Origin of the sequence: Streptomyces bluensis (assembly GCF_014650715.1) — a bacterium.
Classification (GTDB): domain Bacteria; phylum Actinomycetota; class Actinomycetes; order Streptomycetales; family Streptomycetaceae; genus Streptomyces; species Streptomyces bluensis.
On record NZ_BMVM01000020.1, the window covers coordinates 38,732 to 51,005 of the forward strand.

General features: G+C 70.5%; 9 protein-coding genes. 1 reads left to right on the forward strand and 8 read right to left on the reverse strand.

Annotated elements, in window-relative coordinates; genetic code table 11:
• Nucleotides 1–167: 167 nt before the first annotated feature.
• Nucleotides 168–1,514 (forward strand): UDP-N-acetylglucosamine 1-carboxyvinyltransferase, encoded by a 1,347-nt coding sequence (murA, locus tag IE262_RS33355; RefSeq protein ID WP_134035350.1) that lies wholly within the window; start codon nt 168–170, stop codon nt 1,512–1,514.
• A gap of 105 nt (nt 1,515–1,619) precedes the next feature.
• Here murA and IE262_RS33360 read toward each other — a convergent pair whose 3' ends face one another.
• From IE262_RS33360 to IE262_RS33395, 8 genes are all read right to left on the reverse strand, one after another.
• Complete coding sequence (locus tag IE262_RS33360) at nt 1,620–1,901, reverse strand: HU family DNA-binding protein (RefSeq protein WP_007382399.1); 282 nt, start codon at nt 1,899–1,901, stop codon at nt 1,620–1,622.
• Nucleotides 1,902–2,339: 438 nt separating this feature from the next.
• Entirely contained in the window at nt 2,340–3,755 is a 1,416-nt protein-coding gene (locus IE262_RS33365; protein ID WP_134035348.1) for an NAD-dependent malic enzyme, read from the reverse strand.
• 384 nt (nt 3,756–4,139) lie between these two features.
• Nucleotides 4,140–6,437, reverse strand: a complete 2,298-nt coding sequence (locus tag IE262_RS33370) for a HelD family protein (RefSeq protein WP_189878999.1) — start codon at nt 6,435–6,437, stop codon at nt 4,140–4,142.
• Between the two features lie 222 nt (nt 6,438–6,659).
• Complete coding sequence (locus IE262_RS33375; protein WP_189879001.1) at nt 6,660–7,490, reverse strand: anti-sigma factor family protein; 831 nt, start codon at nt 7,488–7,490, stop codon at nt 6,660–6,662.
• The gene (locus IE262_RS33380; RefSeq protein WP_079049401.1) at nt 7,487–8,062 is read right to left on the reverse strand and encodes a sigma-70 family RNA polymerase sigma factor; all 576 of its coding nucleotides are present in this window, start codon (nt 8,060–8,062) and stop codon (nt 7,487–7,489) included. Before IE262_RS33380 ends, IE262_RS33375 begins: the two co-directional genes overlap by 4 nt.
• Before the next feature lie 359 nt (nt 8,063–8,421).
• Entirely contained in the window at nt 8,422–9,015 is a 594-nt protein-coding gene (locus IE262_RS33385; RefSeq protein WP_134035339.1) for a CGNR zinc finger domain-containing protein, read from the reverse strand.
• A gap of 463 nt (nt 9,016–9,478) precedes the next feature.
• Nucleotides 9,479–10,633, reverse strand: coding sequence for a uroporphyrinogen-III synthase (locus IE262_RS33390; protein ID WP_134035336.1), 1,155 nt, complete (start codon nt 10,631–10,633; stop codon nt 9,479–9,481).
• A 123-nt stretch (nt 10,634–10,756) separates the two neighbouring features.
• Complete coding sequence (locus IE262_RS33395; protein WP_189879003.1) at nt 10,757–12,139, reverse strand: nitrate/nitrite transporter; 1,383 nt, start codon at nt 12,137–12,139, stop codon at nt 10,757–10,759.
• Between the last annotated feature and the right edge of the window lie 135 nt (nt 12,140–12,274).

Consider the following 12,274-nt stretch of genomic DNA (forward strand, 5'->3'; position numbering starts at 1 on the left):
TCGTGTTGTGGCGAACCTATGACGTCCCTCGGACACCCTTGGGCTTACTGAAGGGGGGTAGGCGGCCATTACGCTTGCTCATCGGCTCATGCCGCTTCGGCTCCCGCACCACTGGTCTGCCGATCGCCTGCCGAGACAACTGACCGACTCCACGGAACGCGAGATTCATGACCGTCAACGGCTCTGACGACGTACTGCTTGTTCACGGCGGAACCCCGCTGGAGGGCGAGATCCGGGTCCGCGGTGCGAAGAACCTCGTACCGAAGGCCATGGTCGCCGCGCTGCTCGGCAGCGCTCCGAGCCGGCTGCGCAACGTTCCCGACATCCGCGACGTCCGTGTCGTACGCGGGCTGCTCCAGCTGCACGGGGTGACGGTCCGTCCGGGTGAGGAGCCGGGCGAACTGGTGATGGACCCGTCGCACGTCGAGAGTGCGAACGTCGCGGACATCGACGCCCACGCGGGTTCGTCGCGCATCCCGATCCTGTTCTGCGGCCCGCTGCTGCACCGCCTCGGCCACGCGTTCATCCCCGGCCTCGGCGGCTGTGACATCGGCGGCCGGCCCATCGACTTCCACTTCGAGGTGCTGCGGCAGTTCGGCGCGAAGATCGAGAAGCGGGCGGACGGGCAGTACCTGGAGGCGCCGCGGCGGCTCCGCGGTACCAAGATCGAGCTGCCGTACCCGTCCGTCGGTGCCACGGAGCAGGTGCTGCTGACCGCCGTCCTCGCGGAGGGTGTGACGGAGCTCTCGAACGCGGCCATAGAGCCGGAGATCGAGGACCTCATCTGCGTGCTGCAGAAGATGGGCGCCATCATCGCGATGGACACCGACCGCACGATCCGCATCACGGGCGTCGACAAGCTCGGCGGCTACACGCACCGGGCGCTCCCGGACCGGCTGGAGGCCGCCTCCTGGGCGTCGGCCGCGCTGGCGACCGAGGGCGACATCTACGTCCGCGGCGCCCAGCAGCGCTCGATGATGACCTTCCTGAACACCTACCGGAAGGTCGGCGGCGCCTTCGAGATCGACGACGACGGCATCCGTTTCTGGCACCCCGGGGGCCAGCTGAAGTCCATCGCCCTGGAGACGGACGTCCACCCCGGTTTCCAGACCGACTGGCAGCAGCCGCTGGTCGTCGCCCTCACCCAGGCCACGGGCCTGTCGATCATCCACGAGACCGTCTACGAGTCGCGGCTCGGCTTCACCTCGGCGCTGAACCAGATGGGCGCCCACATCCAGCTGTACCGCGAGTGCCTCGGCGGCTCCGACTGCCGCTTCGGCCAGCGCAACTTCCTGCACTCCGCGGTCGTGTCCGGCCCCACGAAGCTCCAGGGCGCCGATCTGGTCATCCCCGACCTCCGCGGCGGCTTCTCGTACCTGATCGCGGCCCTCGCCGCCCAGGGCACGTCCCGCGTCCACGGCATCGACCTGATCAACCGCGGCTACGAGAACTTCATGGAGAAGCTCGTGGAGCTGGGCGCGAAGGTGGAACTGCCGGGCAAGGCGCTCGGCTAGCGACCACCGTCCGTGTACGCCGATGGGGCGGCCTCCCGAGTCGGGAGGCCGCCCCCTGGCGCTCCTGGGCCCCGTACGCCGTCCCGTGGTGTACGAGGAGCAGGGTCACTTGCCCTTGGCGGCTTCCTTGAGCTTGGAGCCCGCGGAGACCTTCACGCTGTAGCCGGCCGGGATCTGGATGGGGTCGCCGGTCTGCGGGTTGCGCGCGGTGCGAGCGGCACGGTGGGTGCGCTCGAAGGTCAGGAAGCCAGGGATGGTGACCTTCTCGTCGCCCTTGGCGACGATCTCGCCGACGGTCTCGGCGAACGCGGCCAGCACGGCGTCGGCGTCCTTGCGGGTCACCTCGGCGCGGTCGGCCAGCGCGGCCACCAGCTCACTGCGGTTCATGTTGTTACTCCCGTGTTTTCTTGCCGTTGAGGCGTGCCACGCGGCGGAGCCACGTGGTGGCCGAAGCCGATGCTGCCAGGGTCCTCGGTGAGTCCCCGCACCCGGGTCCCTCGTCAGACCCTCGCGCCCAGGGAGGCATCCTGCCTCCACCTGCGGCGGGAAAGCCAATCCGGCACCCGTGGGAGTCACACGACCACCCTTGGGAGTCACACGAAAAGCGCCACCGCATCGGCGTGGTGACGCTCCGTTCACCCCTGGCTGCGAACCGCAGGACCCGACAGGCCTGGGCCCAGCCGCCACCCTAAAGGGGAACCGCGCACCCCGTGGTCCGCGACGCGCCGGGGCGGGCCGGGGCCGTGGCCACTGTCACAGTGGCCGTGTCGCGCCCGGCCCGGCGCCCGGCGCGGTGGCCGGCTCCGTGGCCTGCCCGGCGCCCGGTCAGACCGTCGCCCCGGCCGCTTTCGCCGCGTCCCGGACCGCCCCGGCCACCGCGCCGGCGACCTTGTCGTTGAAGACGCTCGGGATGATGTAGTTCGGGTTGAGCTCGTCCTCGGTCACGACGTCCGCGAGGGCGGTCGCGGCGGCCAGCATCATGTCCGTGTTGACGGTGCGGGACTGCGCGTCCAGCAGGCCGCGGAAGACGCCCGGGAAGACCAGCACGTTGTTGATCTGGTTGGGGAAGTCGGAGCGGCCCGTGGCCACGACCGCCGCCGTCTGCCGGGCGACCGCCGGGTCCACCTCGGGGTCGGGGTTCGCGAGCGCGAACACGATGGCGCCCTCGGCCATGGCGGCCACGTCGTCGCCGTCGAGCACGTTCGGGGCGGAGACGCCGATGAAGACGTCGGCGCCGCGCACGGCCTCCTTGAGGGTGCCGGTGAGGCTCTCGGGGTTGGTGTTGTCGGCGATCCAGCGCAGCGGCGAGTCCGAGGCGGCGTTCACCAGGTCTTCGCGGTCGCTGTGGACGACACCATGGATGTCGGCCACGACGGCGTTCTTCACTCCGGCCGCGAGGAGCAGCTTGAGGATGGCCGTCCCGGCGGCACCGGCGCCCGACATGACGACCCGGATGTCACCGATCGACTTGCCCGCGACGCGCAGGGCGTTCTTCAGGGCGGCGAGCACGACGATCGCGGTGCCGTGCTGGTCGTCGTGGAAGACGGGGATGTCGAGGGCCTCACGCAGCCGCGCCTCGATCTCGAAGCAGCGGGGCGCGGAGATGTCCTCCAGGTTGATGCCGGCGAAACCGGGGGCGATCGCCTTGACGATCTCGACGATGGCGTCGGTGTCCTGGGTGTCCAGGCAGATCGGCCAGGCGTCGATACCGGCGAACCGCTTGAACAGGGCCGCCTTGCCCTCCATGACGGGCAGCGCGGCCTTCGGGCCGATGTTGCCGAGGCCCAGCACCGCGGACCCGTCCGTCACGACCGCAACGGAGTTGCGCTTGATGGTCAGACGGCGCGCGTCCTCGGGGTTCTCGGCGATCGCCATGCAGACGCGGGCCACGCCCGGCGTGTAGACCATGGACAGGTCGTCACGGTTGCGGATGGGGTGCTTCGACGCCATCTCGATCTTGCCGCCGAGGTGCATGAGGAACGTACGGTCGGAGACCTTGCCGAGCGTCACACCCTCGATGCCGCGGAGCTGCTCGACGATCTCGTCGGCGTGCGCGGTGGAGGTGGCGGCGATGGTGACGTCGATGCGGAGCTTCTCGTGCCCGGAGGCGGTGACGTCGAGGCCGGTGACCGAGCCTCCGTGGGACTCGACGGCCGTGGTGAGCTGGGAGACCGCGGTTCCGCTCGCGGGCACCTCCAGCCGGACCGTCATCGAGTAGGAGACGCTGGGCGCCGTTGCCATGACCGACTTCCTCTGCTTTCAGCTGGAGCTGGGTGGTGCCATTGAAGCGTGGTAGTGCCGTCCGATCGTCGCACCTACTACGGAGTACGTGGTAGCCGCCCTCGGATTGCGAACGTTTTGTTCGTTGATCAAGCGGGATCAGGCCGGTTCAGGGCAACGGAAGAGGCCCACATCAGCAGACTGATGTGGGCCTCTCTCACGCTCAGTGGCACCGACCCGCCATGCTCGCCTCGCGGCAAGTGGTCGCTCGAAGCGACGAAGGTTGGGCCCGGGGGCTTGGATCGAGCCGGTGCCACACCAAGGCTAACAAACAGATCCCGCAAGGCCATTCCCGTAGCAGGAGTTCACCTGTCGGCCCCGTCACGGCCCCGCCGTGGCCCCGCCTCAGTCGCGCAGCAGATCCGGTACCCCGTGTGCGTCGGGTTCGTCCCGCTCGCCCGAGACCACGGTGAGCTGCTGGGTCGCCCGGGTGAGCGCCACGTACAGCACGCGCAGTCCGGCCGGGGACTCGTCGGCGATCTCGGCGGGCGAGACGACGATCGTGGCGTCGTACTCCAGGCCCTTGGCCTCCAGGCTGCCGAGTGCCACGACGCGGTCGCCGAGGCCGGCGAGCCAGCGGGCCGCCTCCTCGCGCCGGTTCATGGCGACGACGACGCCCACCGTGCCGTCGACGCGGTCCAGCAGCCGCGCGGCCTCCTCCCGGACCGTATGGGCGAGTGACTCGCGTACGACGGTGAAGCCCGGCTCGACACCGGTCGACCGGACGGCGGACGGTGCCTCGGAGCCCGGCATCGCCAGCGCGAGCACCCTGGACGCCAGCTCGGCGATCTCGGCGGGGTTGCGGTAGTTCACGGTGAGGGTGAAGCGGCGGCGCGGGCGGGTGCCCAGGGCCTCGTCCCGTGCCTCGGCCGCCTCGTCGGGGTCGGACCAGGACGACTGGGCCGGATCGCCGACGACCGTCCAGGTGGCGTGACGTCCCCGTCGGCCCACCATCCGCCACTGCATGGGGGTGAGGTCCTGGGCCTCGTCGACGATGACGTGCGCGTACTCCGTCCGCTCCTGGGCCAGGCGCTCGGCGCGCTCGCGCTGCGACTCCTCGCGTACGGGCATGAGCTCGTCGAGGCCGGTGAGCTGGTCGAGGGGGTCGAGCTCGCGCTTCTTCTTCGGGCGGACGGGCAGGCCGAGGACGGACTGAAGCTCGTCCAGCATCGCGACGTCGTGCACCGACAGCCCGTCCCGCTTCAGCGAGCGGGCGACGCGGCGCACCTCGCCGGGGGTGAGGATCCGGCGGGCCCAGCGTCCCAGTCGCCGCTCGTCGGCCATGGCGTCCAGCACGCCGCGCGGCGTCAGCTCGGGCCACCAGGCGTCGAGGAACGCGACGAAGTCGTCCTCGCCCGTGATGTCCTCGTCGAACGAGGACCGCAGCTCGGCGGCGAGCTCGGGGTCGGTGTGGCGGGTCGCCGCTCCCGACCGTGCCCACAGGGCGTCCAGGAGCAGTCGGCGGGCGCGTGGGCGCAGCAGATTGACGGGGGCGGTCCCGCCGAGCGCGGTGCGCCGGATCCCCTCCAGCTCGTCGGCCTCCAGTTCGAGCCGGCGCCCGAAGGCGACCACGCGCAGCCGACCCGGCGGATCGTTCAGCTCCAGCGCGCCCCGCGCCGCCCTCCGCAGCACCTTCAGCATGCGGGACGAGCCCTTGGCGCGGGCCACGGAGGGCGCGTCGTACAGCGCGGCCTCGGCACCGTCGACCAGGGACCCGATCGCGCGGATGGCGACCTGTCCCTCCTCGCCGAGCGAGGGCAGCACGCCCTCCGTGTAGGCGACGAGCAGCGGGGTCGGCGAGACGATCAGGATGCCGCCCGCGTACCGGCGCCGGTCCTGGTACAGCAGGTACGCGGCCCGGTGCAGCGCGACGGCCGTCTTCCCGGTGCCCGGCCCGCCCTCGACGTACGTCACCGAGGCGGCGGGCGCGCGGATGACGAGGTCCTGTTCGGCCTGGATGGAGGAGACGATGTCCCGCATGGTGTGGGTGCGGGCCTGCCCCAGCGCGGCCATCAGGGCACCGTCGCCGATCACGGCCAGCTCGTGCCCGTCCAGGCGGGCCTTGAGCTCGGGCCGCATCAGGTCGTCCTCGACACCGAGCACGCGGCGCCCCTTGGAACGGATCACGCGGCGCCGTACGACGCGTCCGGGGTCGACGGGGGTGGACCGGTAGAAGGGAGCGGCCGCGGGCGCCCGCCAGTCGATGACCAGCGGTGCGTACTCCTCGTCCAGCACTCCGATGCGCCCGATGTGCAGGGTTTCGGCGATGTCGGCCGTACCGTCCTCGCGCACCGCGCCCTCGGCGGGTTCCACGGCCGTGTAGGCGCCGTCCGGGCCCTTCTTGCCGTCCTTGCCGAGGAGCAGGTCGATCCGGCCGAAGAGGAAGTCCTCGTACTCGTTGTGGAGCCGGTTCAGGTGGACACCGGCCCGGAAGACCTGGGCGTCCCGCTCGGCGAGCGCGCCGGGGGTGCCGACCTGGCCGCGCTTGGCCGCGTCGTTCATCAGGAACTCCGCCTCGTGGATCTTCTCCTCAAGGCGCCGGTACACCCGGTCCAGGTGTTCCTGTTCGACCCGGATCTCGCGTTCACGGACGGAGTCGTGAACCGAGCCGAGCGCGGTTTCCTGTTGAACCTGAGCGGCCACCGGGCCCCCTTCTGACGTGCTGGGCAGCCGTCAACCGTACGCGAAGGGGCCCCGGGAGGCCATGTGTCGGCCCGGGGTGTGTTCACAGGCCCGCCGCAGAACCGCTACGAGGTCTGCGGCGGTGCCCTTCGGAGTCCCGCACGTCCTGCACATGTCGACTACTTCTCGGCCTGCGTACGGGTCTGCGTACCCGCCTGCCCGCACACCGGCCTACCTTCCGGCCTACATGTCGACCTTGACGAGTTTCTTGCCCTCGAAGGTCATGACCTCGAAGTAGTCGATCTCGTTCCTGTCCATGGCCAGACCGCCGTGCGTGTACAGCGGCTCCTTGGCCGCGGCGTCCGTGGCGTTCTTGATGCCGTAGCCCCGTGGCGGGACCGCCCAGGTGGTCGCCGTCTCACGCTCGCCGTTCTTGCCGACCGCGATCAGGGAGCACTTCTCCGGCCCCTCGACGTTCGACAGCTCCAGGACCGCGTGGGTGCCCCATGCCTTGGGCTCCGTGGCGATCGTGGCGCTGACGTCGGTGGCCTTGTCGGTACCCGTGACCTTGTCGCTGATGCTGTCGAAGGCGTCCTTGGCGGGGCTGGCACTACGGGTGTGCGCGCCGCCGGCCTCGACGGACGAGTCGTCGCCGCTCGTGGTCGCGAAGACGGCGGTGGGACCGGCGACGATCGCCGCGATACCGGCCGCCAGCGCGAAGAAGTTCCGCCGGCTCCTCTTGGCCCGGCGCTCCACGACCTCGCCGACGAGCCGTTCCGCGAGTTGCGGGCTGGGCTTCGCCGCCAACGACTCTCCGATGCCGGGACTTCCCTGCGCGCCGGGCAGGTCCGCGAGCGCGGCCAGCATCGGTTCCATTCCGGCCAGTTCGTCGAGCTGCTGGCCGCACCAGTCGCATGTGGCGAGATGTGCCTCGAACTGGGTCGCCTCGGCGTCGTCCAGGATTCCGAGGGCGTACGCGCCCACGGTTTCGTGGATGTCACCGGGTCCACCCTGCGGGGTTCCACCAACGGGGCCGGAGCCCCCGGTTCCGTAACCCCCGTAGACATTCGTCATGCCGTCACCCCGCGCTCCTCCAGAGCCAGCTTCATCGACCGCAGGGCGTAGAACACCCGTGAGCGCACCGTTCCACTGGGGATGCCGAGCGTTTCGGCCGCCTCATTGACCGTACGCCCTTTGAAGTACGTCTCGACCAGGACCTCCCTGTGAGCAGGGGTCAGGTCGTCCAGCGCATCCGAGAGTGTCATCAGCCACAACGCCTTGTCGATCTCGTCCTCCGCGGGTATGACCTCCAGCGGCGACGGGTCGACCTCCTGCGGCCGGGCCTGCCGGCTGCGGTGGCCGTCGATGACGATGCGGCGTGCGACCGTCACCAGCCAGGGGCGTACCGAACCGGTCGCTCGATTGAGCTGACCGGCGTTCTTCCAGGCACGGATGAGCGTTTCCTGCACGACGTCCTCGGCGCGCTGCCGGTCGCCCGCGACCAGGCGCAGAACATACGCGAGCAACGGTCCCGCGTGTTCGCGGTAAAGCGCGCGCATCAGCTCCTCGTCAGGCTCCGAGGGCTGTGACGCGCGATGTCGTGCCCTGTGCGGGCGGTCATCGGCCACAGCGGAATCCTTGCGCACGGTTACCTCCGGTGTCCGGGGGTTCCCCCAGTCGGTCGCTCATCACGAGTTACGTAGGTAACCAGGACTGTGTTCAACGCGGGCCCACAACTTTCCTGATCGGTGGGCGACTTGGGACGCGACCGGGGAACAAGAGCCCCAATTCCGGAGCAATCGCGGTACGAGTTGGCGGGAATTGTGAAGAGATGAATCCATGCTGTGAAACTCGACACGTTTAGCTCTTCACGGGGCCACGGGTGCGCCCCAACTGACACGAGTCACAAGGAAGTTGACAAGGCGTGAGAAGGGTTGGCAGCAAGGGGCGAACAGGGGCAAACCCCACGCCGTGGCGATGGGCCCCGGCCGGGGCGGGCGAGGCCCTACGCCCGGGCCAGGGCCGCCCGCCTCCGGTGCCGGGCCACCCGTTCACGGTTGCCGCACGTCTCACTGGAGCACCACCGGCGCCGCCGCCCACGGGACGTGTCGACGTAGACGATGGGGCAGTTGTCCCCGGCGCACTGCCGCAGGCTCGCGCACGCCGCCGGGTCGGTGAGCAACTCCACGGCGTCCCGGGCGACCACCGCGAGCAGCGCCGCGCGACCGGGGGCGCCGTCGAGTGACCTGACGAGCGTCCCGTCCGCCGTCCGTACGACCCGGGGGGCGGGGGTCGCCGCCCGCGCGAACGCGTTGATCCGGGCGAGCGCGACCTCGACGAAGCGCGGGTCGGGTCCCGGCTCCCGGTGCACCGTCTGCCCTATGCGGTCCCGCAGTTCACGGAAGTCCACGAGCCAGGACACGTCGGCACCCACCAGCTGGGTCCCTGGTGGTACGCAGCCCGCCCCCGCGATCCATGCCCGCAGTCGCTCCACCGAGTGCAGCTGCTCCTCCGGGTGTGTGGTCGCGAGGAGATCCAGGCAGAGCCGTCCACAGTCGAAACGCGGCTCGTACGAGGCTGTGGCCGTACCCGATGCCATGTGCCTGTCACCGCCTTGGAGTCGGCGAAACCGAACGCCGTGCGAGGGGTTCGTACCCCCTGGGGCGCCCGTCCGCACATTCGCTCCCGCGAGGGGCCCGTACTTCTCGTCTGCCGGGTTGTTGTCGGTGGGCGGCTGCGGGTTCATCGTGGCTGGTCGCGCAGTTCCCCGCGCCCCTGAAAAGCGGGGGCGTGCCCGGCATCCCCACGAACTGCAACCCTCACGCACCGGCAGCCGCGTACGCACGGCAGGGGGTGTGCCGGGAGGTGTCCGCCCGCAGCGGCCGGCGTCCGCCGCCGGGCACCGTCATCACCCCACAGCACCGCCGGACCGAGGACGGAGACCTCCCGGCGCGCCCCCGACCCACGAACAAACGCGGAGGCGCCCAAGCCACCACGGCGGGAAAGCCGGGCACGCGCCCGAGCCACAGTGACGCCGACCGCCCGGCCCGCGGAGCGAACCGTCAGGTGTCCGCGTACTTCGAGTCCGTGGCCGGGTCCAGGGCCAGCCGGTAGCCGCGCTTGACCACGGTCTGGATCAGCTTCGGGGTGCCCAGTGCCGTCCGCAGCCGCGCCATGGCCGTCTCCACGGCGTGCTCGTCCCGCCCGGCCCCGGGCAGCGCACGCAGCAGCTCCGCCCGGGCGACGACCCAGCCCGGCCGCCGGCACAAGGCCCGCAGCAGCGACATCCCGGCGGGCGGCACGGGACGCAGGACCCCGTCCACCATCACCGCGTGCCCCCGGATCTCCACGCGATGCCCGGCGACAGGCAGCGCACGAGCACGACCGGGCAGTTCCTGGCACAGCACCTGCACCAACGGCCCCAGCCGGAACCGCTCGGGCTGGACCGTCTCCACGCCCCGCGCCTGCAACGGCAGCGCGGTGACCGGCCCCACACACGCGGGCAGCACGTCATGGTTCAACGCGGCGAGCAGTTCGGGCAGCAGCCCCCGGTCCTCCGCCCGCGACAGCAGCGACGCCGCCGCGGGGGCGCTGGTGAACGTCAGCGCGTCCAGGCCGCGGCCGACCGTCGCGTCCAGCAGACGGTCGACGGGACCGATGTCCTCCGGCGGCATCCAGCGGTAGACGGGCACGCCCACCACCTCCGCTCCCCCGGCCCGCAACGCCTCCACGAACCCCGGCAGCGGCTCCCCGTGCAGCTGTACGGCGATACGGCGGCCCTCGACGCCCTCCTCCAGCAGCCGGTCGAGCACCTCGGCCATGGACTCCGAGGACGGTGACCACTCCTCGGTCAGCCCGGCGGCCCGGATCGCGCCCTTCACCTTGGGCCCGCGTGCGAGAAGCTCCACCCCGCGCAGCCGGGCCAGCAGGTCCTCGCCGAGTCCCCAGCCGTCGGCGGCCTCGATCCAGCCACGGAAGCCGATGGCGGTGGCGGCCACGACGACGTCCGGGGCCTGGTCGAGCAGTTCCTTGGTCGCGGCGAGCAGCTCGCTGTCGTCGGCGAGCGGCACGATGCGCAGCGCCGGCGCATGGAGAACGGACGCGCCGCGCCGCTGGAGCAGGGCCCCGAGCTCGTCGGCCCGTCGCGCGGCCGTCACGCCCACGGTGAACCCGGCGAGGGGCCCGTGGTCTGGTGGTCGCTGCTGTTCGTCGTCCATGTCTCGTCCCGCAGTCGAGTCGTTGCAGCACATGCGTGCCGAACGAGCCTGTCAACGGCGCGTGACAGACTCGGTTCGGGTTCATGTCGTTGGTGTTACCAATGCCGTCTTCGCGTGAGAACGTCACACCTCCGCGTAGCTGAGCCGCGGCTTCGCCTCGGCCGAGACCGCCGGCTCGGCCTGGGCCCCCGCCGGACGGCGAAGGTATACGGCCCAGGTGACCACGAAGCAGACCCCGTAGAAGGCGAGGAAGGAGACGAAGGCGCCGGTGCCGGTGCCGACGGTGAGGAAGGACTGGCGGAAGGCCAGGTTGATGCCGAGGCCGCCGAGCGCGCCCACCGCTCCGATGATGCCCATGGAGGCGCCGGACAGCCGGCGCCCGTACGCGGCGGCCTCCTCGCCGTACAGGCCCTTGGCGAGGGCCTTGGCCTGGAAGATGCCCGGGATCATCTTGAAGGTCGAGCCGTTGCCGAGTCCGCTGAGTACGAAGAGCGCGATGAACGCGGTGGTGAACAGCGGCAGCGACTTCTGCATGGACGCGATGACGATGACACCGGTGGCCGCGGCCATGGCGACGTAGTTCCACAGGGTGATTCGCGCGCCGCCGTAGCGGTCGGCGAGCGCGCCGCCCACGGGCCGGATCAGCGAGCCGAGCAGGGGGCCGATGAAGGTGACGTAGGCCGCCTGGAGCGGCGTACGGCCGAACTGGGTCTGCAGGACCAGGCCGAAGGCGAAGCTGTAGCCGATGAAGGAGCCGAAGGTGCCGATGTAGAGGAAGGACATGATCCACGTGTGGGCTTCCTTGACGGACTCCTTGGCGGCACCGGTGTCGTTCTTCAGCGACGCGATGTTGTCCATCTTCACCGCGGCGAGGACGGCGGCGACGACGATGAAGGGGATGTAGATCCCGAGCAGCACACGCGGACCACCGCTGGCGCCGATCACGGCGAGACCGACCAGTTGTACGACCGGCACGCCGATGTTGCCGCCGCCCGCGTTGAGGCCGAGCGCCCAGCCCTTCTTGCGGAGCGGGAAGAAGGCGTTGATGTTGGTCATGCTGGAGGCGAAGTTGCCACCGCCGATACCGGCGAGCATGGCGCACACCAGGAACGTGGTGAACGAGGTCCCCGGCTCCATCGCGACGAACGCGGCGACGGTCGGCACGAGCAGCAGGCTCGCGGAGACGATCGTCCAGTTCCGCCCGCCGAAGAGGGCGACCGCGAAGGTGTAGGGGACGCGCACGACGGCGCCGACCAGCGTGGCCATGGACACGATGAAGAACTTGTCGGCCGGGGTGAGCCCGTACTCGGGGCCCATGAAGAGCACCATCACCGACCACACGGTCCAGATCGAGAACCCGATGTGCTCGGACAGCACGGAGAAGAGCAGGTTGCGGCGGGCGACCTTCTCACCGGTCTCGTTCCAGAAGGCCTCGTCCTCCGGATCCCAGTGGTCGATCCAGCGGCCTCCCTTACTGGATGCGGGGGCTGTGTTCGGGGGTGTCATGACGCCTCCACGGGGCTCCGGTGCTCAGGTCCGTACTGAGGGGGGTGCTGAGGGGGTGATGTGGGGTGCTGAGGGGTGATGAGTCCCGAAGGTAGGGAGGGCGCGTTTCCTGCCTGTGGCACCGGGTGACCGGAA

Coding starts and splice junctions, on each gene's coding strand:
- murA (WP_134035350.1), top strand. CDS start 168: ATGACCGTCAACGGCTCTGACGACGTACTGCTTGTTCACGGCGGAACC.
- IE262_RS33360 (WP_007382399.1), bottom strand. CDS start 1,901: ATGAACCGCAGTGAGCTGGTGGCCGCGCTGGCCGACCGCGCCGAGGTG.
- IE262_RS33365 (WP_134035348.1), bottom strand. CDS start 3,755: ATGGCAACGGCGCCCAGCGTCTCCTACTCGATGACGGTCCGGCTGGAG.
- IE262_RS33375 (WP_189879001.1), bottom strand. CDS start 7,490: ATGACGAATGTCTACGGGGGTTACGGAACCGGGGGCTCCGGCCCCGTT.
- IE262_RS33385 (WP_134035339.1), bottom strand. CDS start 9,015: ATGGCATCGGGTACGGCCACAGCCTCGTACGAGCCGCGTTTCGACTGT.
- IE262_RS33390 (WP_134035336.1), bottom strand. CDS start 10,633: ATGGACGACGAACAGCAGCGACCACCAGACCACGGGCCCCTCGCCGGG.
- IE262_RS33395 (WP_189879003.1), bottom strand. CDS start 12,139: ATGACACCCCCGAACACAGCCCCCGCATCCAGTAAGGGAGGCCGCTGG.